The following is a 14,929-nucleotide window of genomic DNA, read 5'->3' as shown; positions in this document are numbered from 1 at the left end:
GGGAGAACAACCATGGCATACAGCGATAAAGTCATCGACCACTACGAAAATCCCCGCAACGTCGGCTCCTTCGACAAGGACGAAGACGGCGTGGGCACCGGCGTCGTCGGCGCTCCGGCCTGCGGCGACGTGATGAAGCTGCAGATCAAGATCAATGAGGAAGGCGTGATCGAGGATGCCAAATTCAAGACCTATGGCTGCGGTTCGGCGATCGCCTCCAGCTCGCTGGTGACCGAGTGGGTCAAGGGCAAGACCGTCGACGAGGCCCTGGCCATCAAGAACTCCGACATCGCCGAGGCATTGGCGCTGCCACCGGTGAAGATCCACTGCTCCGTGCTGGCCGAAGACGCCATCAAGGCCGCCGTCTCGGACTACAAGGCCAAACTGGGCGTGGCCGATGATGGCTACGAAATTCGCAAATCGGCCGCCTGAAGGCGAGGACGACGTTATGACAGCCATGACCAGCATCGTCGATCTGACGCCTTCCGAGCCTGCATTGATATTTACCGGCAACGCCGCGGCCAAGGTGAGCGAATTGATCGCCGAGGAAGGTAATCCGGCGCTCAAGCTCCGGGTCTATGTATCGGGCGGAGGCTGCTCGGGGATGCAGTACGGCTTTGCTTTCGAGGAGGCCGTGAACGAGGACGACACGACAGTGGAGAAGGATGGTGTCGTCCTCTTGGTCGATCCGACCAGTCTGCAGTATCTGCAGGGCGCCGAGATCGATTACCAGGAGGGGCTGGAGGGTTCCCGTTTCGTCATCAAGAACCCGAACGCCACGTCGTCCTGCAGTTGCGGCAGTTCATTCTCGGTCGACGGCGGCGCAAGCTGTTCGTCTCACTGACACCCGTGTGCCAGAAGGAGGACGAGATGGCGGTGACACTGACACAAAAAGCGGCGGCACAGGTCCAGAAGCATCTGGCGGCGCGGGGTACCGGCGTCGGCTTGAGGGTCGCCGTCAAGACGTCGGGCTGTTCCGGTCTGGCCTATGCCCTGGAATTCGTCGACGAGCCGGCACCGGAGGATCAACGTTTCGAAAGCCACGGTGTCACCGTGCTGGTCGATCCGAAGAGCCTGGTCTATCTGGAAGGCACCGAACTGGATTTCGTGCGGGAAGGCCTGAACGAAGGCTTCAAGTTCAACAATCCCAACGTCAAGAACGAATGCGGTTGCGGCGAGAGTTTCAACGTCTAGGAGCGATGGCCATGAGCGAAATGGCGCCCCGTAACTATTTCGAGTTTTTCCAGTTGCCCGAAATGTTCCGGCTGGACCAGAGCGTCCTGGACAGCCATTACCTGGAGCTGCAAGCCCGCGTCCATCCGGACAAGGCGGCCCATCTGAGCGACGTGGAAAAGCGCCTGTCTCTGCAATGGGCGACTTTCGCCAACGAGGCCTACCAGACCTTGAAGCGCCCGTTGGAGCGGGCGCGCTATCTGCTTCGCATCCACGGCGTGGATACGCGGGAAGAAGACAATACGGCGATGCCGGCGGAGTTCCTGCTGGAGCAGATCGAATGGCGGGAGGAAATGCAGGACGCCATCGCCGGCCGCAGCGAAGCGGCGCTGGACCGGCTCGGTTTCCGGCTGAAGAAGGAAATGGATCATCTGATCGAATCGCTCGGCGCCATGCTCGACGTCCAGCAATCGCATCCGGATGCCGCGGTGCTGGTGCGCCAGCTCGCCTTCCTGGAAAAACTCAAACGTGATCTCGATCAGGCGCACGCCCTGCTGGAGGACTGATGCTGCTACAGATTTCCGAACCCGGCGCCGGCGTGAAGCCGCAGCGGCGGCTCGCGGTGGGGATCGACCTGGGTACGACCCATTCGCTGGTGGCCACCGTCCGGGGCGAACAGACGGTAGTGTTGGGCGACGACCAAGGGCGGGTTCTGTTACCTTCGGTGGTGCGGTACCTCGGTGCCGGCGCGATCGAGGTCGGCTACGAGGCCAAGGCCCGGCAGGCCGAAGATCCCGAGAACACCTTCGTGTCGGTCAAGCGCTACATGGGCCGCGGACTGGGCGACCTCGCCAGCCATCACGGCGCGCCCTATCGTTTCGTCGAAGGCGAGGGCATGGTGCAGTTCGACACCCGCGCCGGGCGCATCAGCCCGGTCCAGGTCTCGGCCGAGATTCTCAAGGTCCTGCGCGACCGGGCGGTCGCGGAGCTGGGCGGTGAGCTGGCGGGGGCGGTCATCACGGTGCCGGCCTATTTCGACGAGGCCCAGCGCCAGGCGACCAAGGACGCCGCGAAGCTCGCCGGGCTGGAGGTATTCCGGCTGCTCAACGAGCCGACCGCGGCGGCGGTGGCTTACGGGCTGGACAACGCCGCCGAGGGCGTGTACGCGGTCTACGACTTAGGGGGCGGCACCTTCGACATCTCGGTGCTCAAGCTCACCCGCGGCGTATTCGAAGTGCTCGCCACCAATGGCGATCCGGCCCTGGGGGGCGATGATTTCGACCGCGCGGTCTACGACTGGCTGCTCGCCCAGAGCGGGCTGAACGGCCTCTCCAGCAGTGACGCGAGTCTTCTCCTTACCGCCTCCCGTGCCGCCAAGGAACGGCTCTCCGAACAGACGGAGACGACCGTCGACACCGTGCTGTCGGACGGCTCCCGGATCGTGGCGACCTTGAGCCGCGACACCTTTGCGGAGCTGACCGCCGGTTTGGTGAAGAAAACGCTCACCCCGGTGCGCAAGGCTCTGCGCGACGCCGGACTGGCCATCGACGACATCAAGGGCGTGGTCCTGGTCGGCGGCGCCACCCGCATGCCCTGCATCCGGGAGGCGGTGGCCGAATTCTTCCAGCAAACGCCGCTCACCGATCTCGATCCAGACAAGGTGGTGGCGCTCGGCGCCGCCATGCAGGCCAACCTGCTGGCCGGCAACCGCGCGGGCGGCGACTGGCTGCTGCTAGACGTGATTCCGCTGTCGCTGGGCATCGAAACCTTGGGCGGCCTGTGCGAAAAGATCGTGCCGCGCAATACCACCATACCGGTGGCGCGGGCCCAGGAGTTCACCACCTGGAAGGACGGCCAGACCGCCATGAGCATCCATGTGGTACAGGGCGAGCGTGAACTGGTGAGCGAATGCCGTTCGCTGGCGCGCTTCGAGTTGCGCGGCATCCCGCCGATGGCGGCGGGCGCGGCGCGCATCCGGGTGACTTACCAGGTCGATGCCGACGGCCTCCTCAACGTGACCGCAGCCGAGCAGACCAGCGGGGTCGAGGCGAGGATCGAGGTCAAGCCGTCCTACGGGCTCAGCGACGCCGAAGTGGCGCGGATGATCGAGGACTCCTATCTGCATGCCCGCGACGATCTGGAAGCGCGGCGGCTGCAGGAGCAGAAGGTCGAAGCCGCGCGCCTGATCGAGGCCACCGAGTCGGCCTTGACCGAGGACGGTGGACTCCTGAGCGAGCAAGAGCTCGAGGTGCTGGTGAAAGGCTTGCAGGTTCTCAAAGGCGCAATGGAGGGCTCGGACTGGCAGGCGATCAAGAATGCCGCCGACGCGCTGAACGAGGCAAGCACGGAATTCGCCGGGCGACGGATGGACCACAGCATCAAGGCCGCCCTTACCGGCCAGAAGCTGGAGAGTTTGGGAGTCTGAGCATGCCGCAGATCAAGGTGTTGCCCCATGCCGAGCTGTGTCCGGAAGGCGCCGTCATCAAGGCGAGCTACGGCCAGAGCATCTGCGATGCGCTGCTCCACGGCGGGATCGGGATCGAGCATGCCTGCGAGATGGCCTGCGCCTGTTCCACCTGCCACGTCATCGTGCGGGAAGGCTACGAATCGCTGAACCCGGCGGACGACGCCGAGGACGACATGCTGGACCGCGCCTGGGGACTGGAGCCGCATTCCCGCCTGGCTTGCCAGGCAGTGGTGAGCAAGGCCGACCTGGTCATCGAACTGCCACGCTACAGCCGTAATCTGGCCAAAGAACTCAAGTGAGGCCAGCCATGGTTACACAGCGGGTCACCATCAACGACACCACCCTTCGCGACGGCGAGCAGACCGCCGGCGTCGCTTTCACCGCCGAGGAAAAGCTTTCCATAGCTCGTGCGCTGGCTCGGGCCGGCGTGCCGGAAATGGAAGTGGGCATTCCCGTCATGGGCGCCGAGGAGCAGGAGGTGATCCGGGCCATCGCCGGCCTGGGACTATCGGCCCGGCTGATGGTCTGGGGCCGGATGTGCGAGCGGGATCTGGCGGCGGCCACCGATTGCGGCGCCGATCGGATGAACCTGTCGATCCCGGTATCGGACATCCATCTCCGCCACAAGGTGAACCGGACCCGCGAATGGGTGTTGGCCAGCATCGACCGTTTCGTGAAGCGGGGGCTGGACACCGGTCTGGAGGTCTGTGTCGGGTGTGAGGATGCCTCCCGCGCCGATCCCGACTTCATGCTGCAGGTCGCCGAGGCGGCGCAGCGGGCCGGCGCCCGGCGGGTCCGCTTCGCCGACACCCTGGGCCTGCTGGAGCCGATGTCCACCTTCGAGCGCATCCGCCGGCTGGCCGTGGCCACCGATCTGGAAATCGAGATGCACGCCCACAACGACTTCGGGCTGGCGACGGCCAACACCCTGATGGCGGTGCAGGCCGGGGCGAGCCATGTGAACACCACGGTCAACGGCCTGGGGGAGCGGGCCGGGAACGCGGCCATCGAGGAAACCGTGATGGCTCTGCACCAGCTCTATGGCGTCGATACCGGCATCGCCGTCGATCATTTCCCGGAGATTTCCGGACTGGTGGCGGCCGCCTCCGGCCGGCCGGTGGCCGCGAACAAGAGCATCGTCGGCGAGGCCGTGTTCACCCATGAGGCCGGCATCCATGTCGACGGTCTGCTCAAGAACCTCATCAACTACCAGGGCGTGGATCCGAAGGATCTGGGCCGTGAGCACCGTCTGGTGCTGGGCAAGCATTCCGGCACCCACGCGGTGAAGCGGAGCTTCCGCCAGCTCGGGATCGAGCTAAGCGAAACGGACGCCGGCAGGCTGCTCAAGCGCATCCGCATCCACGCCAGCCAGACCAAGCGCCCGCCCAGCGAGACCGAACTGAAGCTGTTCTACGCCGAAACCTCGGTGTCGTCCCAGCCGCGTCCGGGTCTTTTCGGCTGAGACGCGGGACCGGCAATGTAACAAACCTGAAGGGTAAGGAATCATCATGAATCCGGTTTTGCAGCGCCTACAAAGTTTTTCCGCGGCCGAGGAATTCCTCGATTTCTTCGGCGTGGAATACGAGCCCTCGGTCGTGCACGTCAATCGGCTGCACATCCTGAAGCGTTTCAACCAGTACCTGAACCGCAGCCCCGTCCCGGACGACATGGACGAGGTCACCGCCATGGCGACCTGCAAGGCGCTGTTGAAACAGGCCCACGACGACTTCGTGAAGTCCACGGCGGCCCAGGAGAAGGTCTTCAAGGTGTTCCAGGATCAGGATGGCAAGAGCATCTCGCTGGACAGCTTGAAGGCCAGCCTGGCCACGCGCGGCCAGCGGGCCTGAGATTTCGCCCTTCTCCCCCTGCGGGAAGGGAAAGTGTGCGGACGAGTGCCGCGGGTCCCCGGTGAGGGGACCGACGACGATTCAACAAAGGAGAGGACTTTTCATGCCAAAACCCAGTAAACACGTCTTCGTCTGCGCCCAGACCCGTCCGCCCGGCCATCCGCGCGGTTCCTGCGGCCAGCTCGGTTCCACGGCGGTATTCCAGACCTTCATGCAGCAGTTCGAGGCCGGCCAGCTCTACGGCCAGTTCGCGCTGACCAGCACCGGCTGCCTGGGCACCTGCGATCTCGGGCCGACCGTCCTGGTCTATCCGGAGGGCGTGATGTATTCCAAGGTGAGTCCGGCAGACGTGTCCGAGATCATCGAAGAACATCTGAAGAACGGCCGGCCGGTCGAAAGGCTGCTCGCCCCGGCCGCGCTCTGGAGCTGACGGGAGCCGGACGATGACCGCCAGCGCCGATCCCCTGCGCTCGTTCTATGCCGGCGAGGTACCCGCCCAGGTGGGAGTCCTCCTGGAGCAGGCGATGAGCGCCTATGCCGACACCGAGCAGGCCGAGGCCTACTTGCGGCAGGCGCACGCCGCGGCGCCCCAGGCCTTGTCGGTCTATTTCTCGATGTACAAATTCTATTTCTACAAGGGACGCCTGGCCGATGCCGAGCGGGTCGTGCGGATGGCGCTGGAGGCGGCGGCGCTGCAAGGCGGTTTTCCGAACGACATCGAGGCATTGACGCCGGCTACCGTCGACTGGCAGCGCTACGACGCGCCCCAGCATTTCTACCTGTTCTCGCTCAAGGCGCTGGCCTTCATCCGCCTGCGCCGGGGCGACAGGGAGGACTGCGAACGCCTGTTGGCCAAGCTGGGCGAACTGGACCGGACCGACAGTGTCGGCGCCTCCGTGATCCGGGCTTTTGCGGATGGGAGCGCGGCCTGACCGGGCTTTTGGAATTTTTTACACCCACCAAGACACACACTTGAGAGGACGTCACATGTCTATCCTGACCATCCAGCCTTCCGGAAAAACCGTCGAGACCCGGGAAGGCGCATCCCTGCTCGAACTCATCATGGAAGCCGGCGAGGCCATCATGCACAAGTGTGGAGGCAACGCCCAGTGCGGCTCCTGCCACATCTTCGTGCAGGCGGGGCGCAAGAGCGTTTCCAGGATCGGCGCCGAAGAGAACGCCCGGCTCGACACCATCGTCGGCGTCGGTTCCAAGTCCCGCCTGGCGTGTCAGGCCAAAGTCACCGGCGAGGAGGACATCACCGTCGAACTGCTGGGCTTCGCGTCCGGCCTGTAAGTAGTGCGTTCCACACCTTCTCCTTTCGGGAAAGCCGGCGAAATCTCAGCCATCATCCCCTGCCGGGGACGAAGCGACCGGCGATTGGGCGGCATCGTCCCGGAAGGAGAGGGTGGGGGCGAAAATTCCCTTCCAGTCCCAGAGGCACCTCCATGAGCACCATCGAAGACACCATCCGCGACCAGATCGCCAAGCATCCGGTCCTTCTCTACATGAAGGGCGTGCCGGAGATGCCGCAGTGCGGCTTCTCGGCCAAGGCCGTATCCTGCCTGCAGGCGGCCGGCGTACCGTTCGCCTATGTGAACGTCCTGGCGGCCCCCTCGATCCGGGAGACGCTGCCGAGCGTATCGCAATGGCCGACTTTTCCTCAGCTCTTCGTCGGCGGTGAGCTGGTCGGCGGCAGTGACATCGTCGGCGAACTCGCGGCGAGCGGTGAGCTGAAGTCCCTGCTCGAGGCGGCCGCGGCCGGTCAGGCGCAAGGCTAGAGTCCATGGAAATCGACGAAGTCCGCACCCTCATCGAAGCGGGTATCCCCGGCTGCGAAGTCCGGGTGGAAGGCGAGGGCTGTAATTTCTCCGTGGTGGTCATCGGCGAGGCCTTCGAGGGGCTCAGCCCCGTAAAGCGCCAGCAACGGGTCCTGGCCACCGTCAGCGAGCCCTTGTCCACCGGCGCCTTGCACGCCATCAGCATGAAGGTCTACACGCCGGCGGAATGGAGTCGGCAGGCCGGTTCCGCTTGAGTTCAATCAGGAGACGAGCCATGCCGTTATACGATTTCCATTGCCGCGACTGCGGCCAGACCACCGAATTGCTCATCAAGGCCAGTGACACGCCGCTCTGCCCGCATTGCGGCAGCGCCAACATGGAGAAGCAGTTGGCTCAGATCGCGCCGCACATGAAGACGCCCGGACTGATCCAGAAGGCCCGTGCCCAGGCCGCCAGGGAGGGACACTTCAGCAATTACAAACCGTCCGAGCGTCCGCGCTTGAAATGACCCATCGAACCCTGGGGCGAGGGCAGTGCCGTGAAACTTCAGATCGAAAAGCCTTATGTGGAAGCCATGGTCACCGAATTCCCGCGTCTGGCAGGGCTGCAGGACCAGCTGCGGTTCGGGAACAAAGCGGAGATCGCCTTCGCCCAGTTGGAGAATGCCGAGGTCAATTTCCTGCGCAACCTGTACGAGGAGGCCGGTCCGGACTTGAAGCAGCGGGCGGTACAGATTGCGGTACTGCAAAAAGCGCTCAACGACGATGGGGTACGCTTCGAGGCGAACGAATTGGAGCAGGTGGTGCCCGCCATCGCCCGCTATCTCGCGACCGATGCCATTCGCGGCTGGGTGTTCACGGCCAACGTCACCAACCGGCCCTTGCCTTACGTCGTCACCCGGCTCGATTACATTCCGGAATCGAACGACGAGACCGGGAAGATCATCATCGAACTGAAGGCCAACGCCAAGGGCAGTCTCGCCACGGTCGCGCTGCGGATCACCGCCAGCGATGTCGCCGGGCGCACCGTGGGGGAGATCTTCGCCACCAAGGGATTCCTCAAGGAGACGCCCGCGCTGATCGACGACTACGATCGCATCACCGCCCGCTATTTCGACTGGCGCGCCCGCTACGGAGACCAGTTTGCGGGGCAGGGTGTCGGTTTCTATGCCGAGGATCCGGCCGCCACCCACCGCGACACCGACTGGTCGCGCAAGGATGTGGTGGTGCTGTCCTCGGGCGGTGGCAGCGCTCGGCTGGTGAACGACGAAGGCATCCTCACCCAGCGGGCGCTGACCCTCGATGCCACGGGCGACATTCTGGGGCCGTATCTGCGCAAAGCGGCCAAAAGCAACCGCTACGACGCCGAGGATGAAGTCCAGGAGCTGCAGGACGCGATGCCGGAAGGGCTGTTCACCCAGCTTCCGGTGCATCCCTACATCCTGATGTTCCATCTGGAGCTGCATCATTATCTGTGGGTGCATGTGGAGGACATCGCTCCCTACGAATACCGGCCGGACTTGAAGCGCAAGCTGGTATTGCCGGAGGAGCAGACCGACCTGATCGACATCCTCACCGCCGAGATGGACGTGCTGATGGATGACATCGTGGCAGGCAAGTCCGGCGGCACCACCGTGCTTTGTGCGGGTCCCCCGGGCGTCGGCAAGACCCTCACCGCCGAGGTCTATTCCGAGATCATCCGGCGTCCGCTGTATCGGGTGCATTCCGGTCAGCTCGGTCTCAACGTGGCGGCGATGGAAACCTCGCTGAAGGACGTGCTGACCCGGGCGCAGCGCTGGGGCGCCGTCATGCTGATCGACGAGGCGGATGTCTACATCAAGCGCCGCGACGACGACATCACCATGAACGCGGTGGTCGGCGTGTTCCTGCGGGTGCTGGAATATTTCAACGGCCTGCTGTTCCTGACCACCAACCGGGTGGACGACATCGACGAGGCCATCGTCTCCCGTTGCATCGCCCTCATCAAGTTCCATCCGCCCGAACGGGAGGACCGCTGCAAGATCTGGCGGGTCATGACCGAGCAGTTCGCACTGGCGGTGGACGAGGCCCTGATCGGCCAACTGGCGGACGTCTTTCCGGCTGCCACCGGACGCGACATCAAAGGCTTGGCCAAACTGGTGGCCAAATATTGCTCGCACAAGCAGGCCGCGCCCAGCCTGGAGGTGTTCAAGCGCTGCTCGATCTTCCGCGGCATGGATCTCGGGATGGCTGAAGGGGGGCGCGATGGGTGAACGTTTCGTCGTCGCAGAGATGAACACCCATCACTTCATGTTCCGAGGGGCCGGCGCCACGGTGGAGGCGGCCCGTCGGGCGCTGCTCAAGGCCTGGGCCGCACATCGCAGCGCGCTGCTGGCGCTGTACCCGGAGCGGGAAGGCAGCCTTCCCGAAGCCGAAAGGATGGAAGAGCATTTCAGGATTCATTACCTGGAATTCGAAGCGGACGCCGGATACCGTTGGCCGGACCGGCTGGTGTAATGGAACAGGATCGAACCCACCATGAACTATGCCTTCCCACCCGCCCCCGTGATCACCCTCGACGCCATGTCGAGCAAGCCGTTTCCGGTGCGCCGCATTTTTTGCCTCGCCCACAATTACCCTGAATCCGGCCGGGAAGCGGTCAAGCCCGCCGAGCCGGGCTTCTTCCTGAAGCCAGCCGGCGCCATCCTCCATAACAATGCCGTGCTGCCGTATCCGCCCGGCACCGGCGCCCTGTGTCCCGAGGCGGAAATGGTGGTGGCACTGCACAAGGGCGGCCGCAACATTCCCGCGGACAGGGTCGATCACGAGTATGTGTTCGGCTATGCCGTGGGCCTGGACATGACCCTGCGCGATGCGCTCGATCACGCCATCGCGCAGGGCCTGCCCTGGGACAAGGCCAAATCGTTCGACCATTCCTCGCCATGCTCGGCGATCACGCCGGAGTTCTACGCCGGCAACATCGCCAGCGGCAGGATCGAGCTCAAGGTCAACGGCGAGGTCCGGCAGAGCGGCAACGTGGCCGATATGCTGTGGAAGGTGCCCGAGACGGTGCATTATCTTTCCACCCGGATGGAGCTGTATCCCGGCGACCTCATCTACACCGGCTCGTCGGGTCTGGCCGGTCCGGTGTTCCAGGGCGACGTGATCGAGGCCACCGTCGCGGGATTGGAGCCCTTGATCATCACCATCGGATAGCGGAGGTAGCCATGCAGGTGACGACGATCCTGGTCGACGGTGTGCCCAGGGCGGTGGTCCGGCCCAACGACCGCAAGGATCTCGCCCGCTTTCTGCGCAATGGCCGTGCCTATTTCACCGCCGACACGCCGAACGCGGAACTGAGTCACCGTCCGGCCGACGAGGCCGAGGCGGCGCGCTGGCGTTCCGCCTACCGCTTGCATCTCGCCTGGGGCGGCAGCGAGGAATGGTTTTTCGGTGTGCCCTTGTAGCTTGAAGCCTCGTCCCCGTCCTCTCTTCCTCTGGGAGAGGGGAAGGGGTGAGGGAAGCCTACTTTCCGAGGCTGATACATACGGATATTCCACTGCATTTTCGTAGATTCGATTGGAGAGACCCATGGCGTTCATCATCACCATCGAGGGCGAGCACGCTGCCCTCGCGTCGGAAGACGAGATTGCCGACGGCATCGCGGCGGCGCGCGAGGTGTTCGCCCGCAACGAGGCGGACCCGCTGGCCTGCCAGCTTGCCGTGACCAAACTGGAGCAGGACGAACTGCTCAACCGCGAAGAAGCCCTGCTGTGCCTGATCTGGGACGAGGCCGAAGAAGCCGCCTTCCGCGCGGTGACCTTGGGCTGGCTGAGCCGCGCCGTCGACATCAAGCTTGCGGTTCGGGCGGAGTCGGGCGAAGAGGTGGTAGCCGCCCGCCTGACTCATTGAATTCACCTCCACTCGGGAAAACTCCCATGATCCATGTCGTCGAGGTAACAAGCCCGGGCAAGGCGAACGCCTGGTTCGCCTTCGACCGGGAGGACTTTTCCCGCAAGGTGAGCGTCGCCAAGGCACGGGAAGGCCGCGTGATTTTCACCGTGACCAGCCCCCGCCGGTTGCTGGAAGCCGCCGGCCTCACGCCGCAATCCCCCGAAGCCGGGGCCAGCCACGGCCCGATATTCGAACTGGCGGAAAAGCACGGCTGGGACACCGACCTGTACCGGGCCGACGATCTCCTGGGGGAAGGCGTCTATGACCCCGAGCCGGTCTCCGAGTTCGAAGCCTGTGTCGCAACCCTCGCGGAAGGGCTCCACGCCTGCCGGGTCTACCTTTCCGACGAGTCGGCCTCCCGCGCCCTTTACGGCGACCCGTTCTACCAGGGCCGGGAGGGCTTCCCGGCGCACATGGCGCTGCGGGAACAGCTGATCGCGCTGGAAGTCATATCGGACGACCTGTGAGCCGGCGGTTCCACCTATGACCGTGGAGCAACTGATACGGGCGCTGCTCGAAATGCCGAGAGACGCCGTCGTTCTCTACGAAGGAGATGCCGGCTATGCGCGGGTGGGAGGGATCGATCTTCAGCGGAATGGAAACGGCGTTCCGGACGAAGTGATCCTGTCCCCCGACATGAGCGAGTGATCGCATCCCGGCGGAAAGTCTCCTCGAACCTTGGCACACCCGTCCAATCGTGGTTTCATTGCCCCCGTTTGGTGCATGCGGTCTCCCGGAGGGGTGAGAATCCGGCGGAGATGGCTTCCGGTCGGCGCGGACCGCGCCACGATACACAGACGGGGGAGTGATGGGGCAAGGTCCGAAATTCTTCGGTTTCAGCTTGTTGGGATGTCTGCTGGTGGCGCGGCCGCTCGAAGCGGCGGAGCTCGATGCAGCGGATACCGCTTGGATTCTCACATCGACCGGCTTCGCCTGGTTCATGACGGTGCCGGGGTTGGCCTTGCTTTACGCCGGGCTGGTCCGCACCAAGAACGTACTCTCCGTCCTGGCCCAGTGTTTTGCCGTCGCCGCCCTGGTGTCTCTGGTCTGGATGGGCGCCGGCTACAGCCTCGCCCTGGGTGGGGGGGAGTCCTCGTCGCCATGGCTCGGCGGCACGTCCAGGCTGTTCCTGCACGGTCTGACGGCCGACTCGGCGGTCGGGCCCGTTTCGGAAGCGGCGTACTGCATCTACCATCTCGGCTTCGCCGTACTGGCGCCGACGGTCATGGTCGGTGGCTTCGCCGAGAGGATGAAGTTCTCGGCCATGCTTTGGTTCACCACCCTGTGGATGCTGCTGGTCTATGCGCCGGTCTGCCACTGGCTGTGGGGCGGCGGCTGGCTGGCCCGTCTCGGTGCGGCGGACTTCAGCGGCGGGGTGGTGGTCCATGCGACCGCCGGCGTCTCGGCGCTCACGGCCGCCTGGCTGGTGGGGCCGCGGCGTGGGTTTCCGGATGCGCTCATGCCGCCCCACAATCTGACCCTGACGGCGGCCGGCGCCGGGATGCTGTGGATCGGCTGGCACGGCTTCAGTGCCGGCAGCGCCTTGATCACCAACGGTGCGGCGGCACTCTCGATGTTGAACACCCACTTGGCCGCTTCCGCCGGCGCGATGGTCTGGATGGTGGCCGAGTGGTGGCGCTTCGGTCGCCCCACGTTGCTCGGACTGGTGACCGGCATGATCGCCGGCCTGGTCGCGCTGTCGCCCGCGGCAGGTTACCTCGGGCCGCAGGGTGCCGTCATCGTCGGTGGCGCGGGCGGGCTGGCCTGTTTCTTCGCGATCCCCTGGATCCGGCGCAGGCTGGAAATCGACGATGCCATGGATGTGTTCCCGGTGCATGCGGCCGGCGCCCTGCTGGGCGTGCTCCTCACCCCCTTGGTCGCCGGCGGGGCTTGGGGCGGTTCGGGATTTCCGGGTGACTTGGGGGTGGGGCAGCGGATCGGCGTTCAGCTCGTCGCGATCGCTGCCGCCGGAGTTTGGAGCGGAACCGTCAGCTATTTCATACTCAAAGGTCTGAACCGTTGGCCGGGACTGCGCGTCGGCCCCGACGAGGAGACCGAAGGACTGGACTTGAGTTCGCACAACGGCAAGGGCTATTACTTCTGAGGCGGCGGTTCGCTCCGGGATGAACGGCGCGGCCTTCAGCGTTGGTCATTGGGCGGCGGTCAACGGAAAAAACGGGTATTTCGCCTGATTCAGCCGCGCCCCCGGATCGGGAGAGTCCAGCGGATGCCCTTTTTTCCGGTCAGGCCCGCTCGACCGACGGTAGCAACGGCAGCCCCAGTTCCCGGAGAAACCCGTTGTGCCGCTGAGTGGCCGTCTCGATCTTCCCTGCGCCGTATCAGCTTTTCGAACTCGGCGATGTCGGCCGGGTTCTCTTCATACCACACCACCAAGGGCGCGCGGCGGTCATCCGCCGCCGGCTTCGGGTAATCCCTCCCCAGCTCCTTTTTCGCTGCTGCTTCGTAGTTGTCCGAGAGATAGCGCAGGAACAGGCAGGAAAGCATGTAATCGCGGAAGTCGTCCGCGTTCATCGCCCCGCGCAATTGGGCGGCGATGCCCCGCAGGGTATTGCCCAGTTGTTTCTGTTCCTGTTCGGTCATGAGCCCGTTTCTCGTTTATCGGCCGAATGTTCGTTGGCAACCAATGATTGCAGCGCTGCAGGGGTATCGGGACGGAAAAGCGTCAGATCGGCATCCTTACGCACGAAAAGCGTGCGCGCCGTCTGGTCGATATGCGCGCGCAGCGGCGGATGCTGAATGTCACCGTAGCTCTTGATGTCCACGGAGAATGGCAAACTGCTTTCCTGAAACAATGTCCACAGACGGTCGCAAACCGCATCGTCGGCGCTCCCGTACAGCACCAGATCCAGATCGGAATTCGGCTTATACCGTCCCGCCGCGCGTGAGCCAAAAACCGCCACCCGCTCAATGCGGTCTCCCGCCGTGTTCAATATCCCGCGCACGATCTCCAACGCCTCCGCGGACAAGCCGAAATCGTCGCTCATGAGCCTTCCGCCCGTTTCGCCAGCAGGAATTCATACAGCTCATCGAATGCCGCCAGATAACTGGAGCGGATATCGTCAATCACCCGCTCGAACGTCTCGAAATTGTAGGTGTGCGACATGCGATTGCGCGCATCCAGGGCGTTCTGCCAGGCTTCGCCCTGACGAATGACGCCCGCCTCGAAGGCGCGGCGAATGACCGCGCGGGGCGTGATTTGATCGAACACCACGTTTTCGCTTTCCAGATAATCCTTCAGGGTTTTCCAGGCAAGTTCCATGGTGTATTCGAAGCGCTGAATGACGCCTTCCTTTTCCAGTTGGGTCAATGGCCTTTCCTGTTCCATGGCCTCGCGCAACAACGAAAAAGCACGGCGATAATTGTCGAAGCGGTAATGCCAGCGGGGCGTGGTGTCGGTCATGGTTAATTGTGAATTATGAATGGGTGGAAATAGCTGCTGCATCGGCCCTTTCTTGTGGGCCTTGAGCGCGTCGAGCTTCTGGGCCTGGGCGGCGATGAGGTCGTCGAGGGAGCCGAGGCAGTCGGCGACTGCTTGTTGCTCATTTTCAGTAGGCGGCAGCGGAATTTCGAATGATCGAATTTGCCCGAAGTTCAGCCCTTGCCTGTTTCCACCCGCCTGGAAACTGTCAATTTGCTTTTGCCCACGATCAGATATCAAAAACTGATTGAGCAGGACGGGATTCAATTCCCTCTGATGAGCCTATCAAA

The 14,929-nt window shown here is 63.9% G+C and carries 25 protein-coding genes; 22 read left to right on the top strand and 3 right to left on the bottom strand.

The genetic code is table 11. The features are described from left to right. The first annotated feature begins 12 nt into the window (after nt 1-12). The 22 genes from iscU (at nt 13) to ACSHWJ_RS06485 (ending at nt 13,304) form a co-directional block, all read left to right on the top strand. Nucleotides 13-432: a Fe-S cluster assembly scaffold IscU gene (gene iscU, locus ACSHWJ_RS06590; RefSeq protein WP_010959612.1), complete on the top strand. Its 420-nt coding sequence runs from the start codon at nt 13-15 to the stop codon at nt 430-432. Nucleotides 433-457: 25 nt separating this feature from the next. Next, nucleotides 458-844 (top strand): iron-sulfur cluster insertion protein ErpA, encoded by a 387-nt coding sequence (erpA, locus tag ACSHWJ_RS06585; protein ID WP_010959613.1) that lies wholly within the window; start codon nt 458-460, stop codon nt 842-844. A gap of 26 nt (nt 845-870) precedes the next feature. Then, on the top strand, nt 871-1,194 hold the full coding sequence (iscA, locus tag ACSHWJ_RS06580) for an iron-sulfur cluster assembly protein IscA (RefSeq protein WP_010959614.1): 324 nt from the start codon (nt 871-873) through the stop codon (nt 1,192-1,194). 11 nt (nt 1,195-1,205) lie between these two features. After that, nucleotides 1,206-1,739: a Fe-S protein assembly co-chaperone HscB gene (gene hscB / locus ACSHWJ_RS06575; protein ID WP_010959615.1), complete on the top strand. Its 534-nt coding sequence runs from the start codon at nt 1,206-1,208 to the stop codon at nt 1,737-1,739. Beyond that, the gene (gene hscA / locus ACSHWJ_RS06570) at nt 1,739-3,598 is read left to right on the top strand and encodes a Fe-S protein assembly chaperone HscA (RefSeq protein ID WP_282213609.1); all 1,860 of its coding nucleotides are present in this window, start codon (nt 1,739-1,741) and stop codon (nt 3,596-3,598) included. Before hscB ends, hscA begins: the two co-directional genes overlap by 1 nt. Before the next feature lie 2 nt (nt 3,599-3,600). Continuing rightward, entirely contained in the window at nt 3,601-3,939 is a 339-nt protein-coding gene (gene fdx / locus ACSHWJ_RS06565; RefSeq protein ID WP_010959617.1) for an ISC system 2Fe-2S type ferredoxin, read from the top strand. A gap of 8 nt (nt 3,940-3,947) precedes the next feature. Next, on the top strand, nt 3,948-5,102 hold the full coding sequence (gene nifV, locus ACSHWJ_RS06560; RefSeq protein ID WP_432539517.1) for a homocitrate synthase: 1,155 nt from the start codon (nt 3,948-3,950) through the stop codon (nt 5,100-5,102). Between the two features lie 46 nt (nt 5,103-5,148). Then, the gene (nifW, locus tag ACSHWJ_RS06555) at nt 5,149-5,487 is read left to right on the top strand and encodes a nitrogenase-stabilizing/protective protein NifW (RefSeq protein ID WP_010959619.1); all 339 of its coding nucleotides are present in this window, start codon (nt 5,149-5,151) and stop codon (nt 5,485-5,487) included. Nucleotides 5,488-5,590: 103 nt separating this feature from the next. Then, nucleotides 5,591-5,917 (top strand): (2Fe-2S) ferredoxin domain-containing protein, encoded by a 327-nt coding sequence (locus tag ACSHWJ_RS06550; RefSeq protein ID WP_010959620.1) that lies wholly within the window; start codon nt 5,591-5,593, stop codon nt 5,915-5,917. A gap of 13 nt (nt 5,918-5,930) precedes the next feature. Beyond that, nucleotides 5,931-6,419 (top strand): hypothetical protein, encoded by a 489-nt coding sequence (locus tag ACSHWJ_RS06545; protein ID WP_432539516.1) that lies wholly within the window; start codon nt 5,931-5,933, stop codon nt 6,417-6,419. 55 nt (nt 6,420-6,474) lie between these two features. Beyond that, a complete protein-coding gene (locus ACSHWJ_RS06540) occupies nt 6,475-6,783 on the top strand; it encodes a 2Fe-2S iron-sulfur cluster-binding protein (protein WP_017364710.1) in 309 nt (102 codons plus the stop codon). Between the two features lie 152 nt (nt 6,784-6,935). Next, on the top strand, nt 6,936-7,268 hold the full coding sequence (gene grxD / locus ACSHWJ_RS06535; RefSeq protein ID WP_432539515.1) for a Grx4 family monothiol glutaredoxin: 333 nt from the start codon (nt 6,936-6,938) through the stop codon (nt 7,266-7,268). A 5-nt stretch (nt 7,269-7,273) separates the two neighbouring features. Then, nucleotides 7,274-7,522, top strand: coding sequence for a BolA family protein (locus ACSHWJ_RS06530; protein WP_010959624.1), 249 nt, complete (start codon nt 7,274-7,276; stop codon nt 7,520-7,522). 20 nt (nt 7,523-7,542) lie between these two features. Then, on the top strand, nt 7,543-7,776 hold the full coding sequence (locus ACSHWJ_RS06525) for an FmdB family zinc ribbon protein (protein WP_282213607.1): 234 nt from the start codon (nt 7,543-7,545) through the stop codon (nt 7,774-7,776). Between the two features lie 30 nt (nt 7,777-7,806). Next, entirely contained in the window at nt 7,807-9,519 is a 1,713-nt protein-coding gene (locus tag ACSHWJ_RS06520) for an AAA family ATPase (RefSeq protein ID WP_282213606.1), read from the top strand. Continuing rightward, nucleotides 9,512-9,763 carry a hypothetical protein gene (locus ACSHWJ_RS06515; protein WP_282213605.1) on the top strand — a complete coding sequence of 84 codons (252 nt, stop codon included), beginning with the start codon at nt 9,512-9,514 and terminating at the stop codon, nt 9,761-9,763. The genes ACSHWJ_RS06520 and ACSHWJ_RS06515 overlap by 8 nt, the downstream gene beginning before the upstream one ends. 21 nt (nt 9,764-9,784) lie before the next feature. Next, nucleotides 9,785-10,462 (top strand): fumarylacetoacetate hydrolase family protein, encoded by a 678-nt coding sequence (locus ACSHWJ_RS06510; RefSeq protein ID WP_282213604.1) that lies wholly within the window; start codon nt 9,785-9,787, stop codon nt 10,460-10,462. A gap of 11 nt (nt 10,463-10,473) precedes the next feature. Next, entirely contained in the window at nt 10,474-10,713 is a 240-nt protein-coding gene (locus ACSHWJ_RS06505; RefSeq protein ID WP_282213603.1) for a hypothetical protein, read from the top strand. Nucleotides 10,714-10,837: 124 nt separating this feature from the next. Next, nucleotides 10,838-11,158 (top strand): hypothetical protein, encoded by a 321-nt coding sequence (locus ACSHWJ_RS06500; protein WP_282213602.1) that lies wholly within the window; start codon nt 10,838-10,840, stop codon nt 11,156-11,158. Nucleotides 11,159-11,184: 26 nt separating this feature from the next. Next, a complete protein-coding gene (locus ACSHWJ_RS06495) occupies nt 11,185-11,667 on the top strand; it encodes a hypothetical protein (protein ID WP_218800816.1) in 483 nt (160 codons plus the stop codon). A 16-nt stretch (nt 11,668-11,683) separates the two neighbouring features. After that, a complete protein-coding gene (locus ACSHWJ_RS06490; protein ID WP_017364703.1) occupies nt 11,684-11,848 on the top strand; it encodes a hypothetical protein in 165 nt (54 codons plus the stop codon). Between the two features lie 160 nt (nt 11,849-12,008). Then, nucleotides 12,009-13,304 carry an ammonium transporter gene (locus ACSHWJ_RS06485; protein ID WP_282213601.1) on the top strand — a complete coding sequence of 432 codons (1,296 nt, stop codon included), beginning with the start codon at nt 12,009-12,011 and terminating at the stop codon, nt 13,302-13,304. Nucleotides 13,305-13,393: 89 nt separating this feature from the next. Here ACSHWJ_RS06485 and ACSHWJ_RS06480 read toward each other — a convergent pair whose 3' ends face one another. The 3 genes from ACSHWJ_RS06480 to ACSHWJ_RS06470 are packed head-to-tail and all read right to left on the bottom strand — an operon-like array spanning nt 13,394 to nt 14,906. Next, nucleotides 13,394-13,801 carry a type I restriction-modification system subunit M N-terminal domain-containing protein gene (locus ACSHWJ_RS06480; RefSeq protein WP_432539514.1) on the bottom strand — a complete coding sequence of 136 codons (408 nt, stop codon included), beginning with the start codon at nt 13,799-13,801 and terminating at the stop codon, nt 13,394-13,396. Next, complete coding sequence (locus ACSHWJ_RS06475; protein ID WP_432539513.1) at nt 13,798-14,205, bottom strand: nucleotidyltransferase family protein; 408 nt, start codon at nt 14,203-14,205, stop codon at nt 13,798-13,800. The genes ACSHWJ_RS06480 and ACSHWJ_RS06475 overlap by 4 nt, the downstream gene beginning before the upstream one ends. Continuing rightward, complete coding sequence (locus ACSHWJ_RS06470; protein ID WP_218800819.1) at nt 14,202-14,906, bottom strand: HI0074 family nucleotidyltransferase substrate-binding subunit; 705 nt, start codon at nt 14,904-14,906, stop codon at nt 14,202-14,204. Before ACSHWJ_RS06470 ends, ACSHWJ_RS06475 begins: the two co-directional genes overlap by 4 nt. Nucleotides 14,907-14,929: the final 23 nt, after the last annotated feature.

It is taken from the genome of Methylococcus sp. S1M (assembly GCF_051295855.1).
Classification (GTDB): domain Bacteria; phylum Pseudomonadota; class Gammaproteobacteria; order Methylococcales; family Methylococcaceae; genus Methylococcus; species Methylococcus capsulatus.
The sequence above is the reverse complement of the archived record's forward strand: the minus strand, read 5'-3'. Positions and strand labels throughout refer to the sequence as shown.

Coding starts and splice junctions, on each gene's coding strand:
- ACSHWJ_RS06490 (WP_017364703.1), top strand. CDS start 11,684: ATGACCGTGGAGCAACTGATACGGGCGCTGCTCGAAATGCCGAGAGAC.
- ACSHWJ_RS06485 (WP_282213601.1), top strand. CDS start 12,009: ATGGGGCAAGGTCCGAAATTCTTCGGTTTCAGCTTGTTGGGATGTCTG.
- iscU (WP_010959612.1), top strand. CDS start 13: ATGGCATACAGCGATAAAGTCATCGACCACTACGAAAATCCCCGCAAC.
- erpA (WP_010959613.1), top strand. CDS start 458: ATGACCAGCATCGTCGATCTGACGCCTTCCGAGCCTGCATTGATATTT.
- fdx (WP_010959617.1), top strand. CDS start 3,601: ATGCCGCAGATCAAGGTGTTGCCCCATGCCGAGCTGTGTCCGGAAGGC.
- ACSHWJ_RS06545 (WP_432539516.1), top strand. CDS start 5,931: ATGACCGCCAGCGCCGATCCCCTGCGCTCGTTCTATGCCGGCGAGGTA.
- ACSHWJ_RS06525 (WP_282213607.1), top strand. CDS start 7,543: ATGCCGTTATACGATTTCCATTGCCGCGACTGCGGCCAGACCACCGAA.
- ACSHWJ_RS06515 (WP_282213605.1), top strand. CDS start 9,512: ATGGGTGAACGTTTCGTCGTCGCAGAGATGAACACCCATCACTTCATG.
- ACSHWJ_RS06530 (WP_010959624.1), top strand. CDS start 7,274: ATGGAAATCGACGAAGTCCGCACCCTCATCGAAGCGGGTATCCCCGGC.
- ACSHWJ_RS06550 (WP_010959620.1), top strand. CDS start 5,591: ATGCCAAAACCCAGTAAACACGTCTTCGTCTGCGCCCAGACCCGTCCG.
- hscA (WP_282213609.1), top strand. CDS start 1,739: ATGCTGCTACAGATTTCCGAACCCGGCGCCGGCGTGAAGCCGCAGCGG.
- ACSHWJ_RS06480 (WP_432539514.1), bottom strand. CDS start 13,801: ATGACCGAACAGGAACAGAAACAACTGGGCAATACCCTGCGGGGCATC.
- ACSHWJ_RS06505 (WP_282213603.1), top strand. CDS start 10,474: ATGCAGGTGACGACGATCCTGGTCGACGGTGTGCCCAGGGCGGTGGTC.
- ACSHWJ_RS06495 (WP_218800816.1), top strand. CDS start 11,185: ATGATCCATGTCGTCGAGGTAACAAGCCCGGGCAAGGCGAACGCCTGG.
- nifV (WP_432539517.1), top strand. CDS start 3,948: ATGGTTACACAGCGGGTCACCATCAACGACACCACCCTTCGCGACGGC.
- ACSHWJ_RS06510 (WP_282213604.1), top strand. CDS start 9,785: ATGAACTATGCCTTCCCACCCGCCCCCGTGATCACCCTCGACGCCATG.
- ACSHWJ_RS06540 (WP_017364710.1), top strand. CDS start 6,475: ATGTCTATCCTGACCATCCAGCCTTCCGGAAAAACCGTCGAGACCCGG.
- nifW (WP_010959619.1), top strand. CDS start 5,149: ATGAATCCGGTTTTGCAGCGCCTACAAAGTTTTTCCGCGGCCGAGGAA.
- hscB (WP_010959615.1), top strand. CDS start 1,206: ATGAGCGAAATGGCGCCCCGTAACTATTTCGAGTTTTTCCAGTTGCCC.
- ACSHWJ_RS06475 (WP_432539513.1), bottom strand. CDS start 14,205: ATGAGCGACGATTTCGGCTTGTCCGCGGAGGCGTTGGAGATCGTGCGC.
- iscA (WP_010959614.1), top strand. CDS start 871: ATGGCGGTGACACTGACACAAAAAGCGGCGGCACAGGTCCAGAAGCAT.
- grxD (WP_432539515.1), top strand. CDS start 6,936: ATGAGCACCATCGAAGACACCATCCGCGACCAGATCGCCAAGCATCCG.
- ACSHWJ_RS06500 (WP_282213602.1), top strand. CDS start 10,838: ATGGCGTTCATCATCACCATCGAGGGCGAGCACGCTGCCCTCGCGTCG.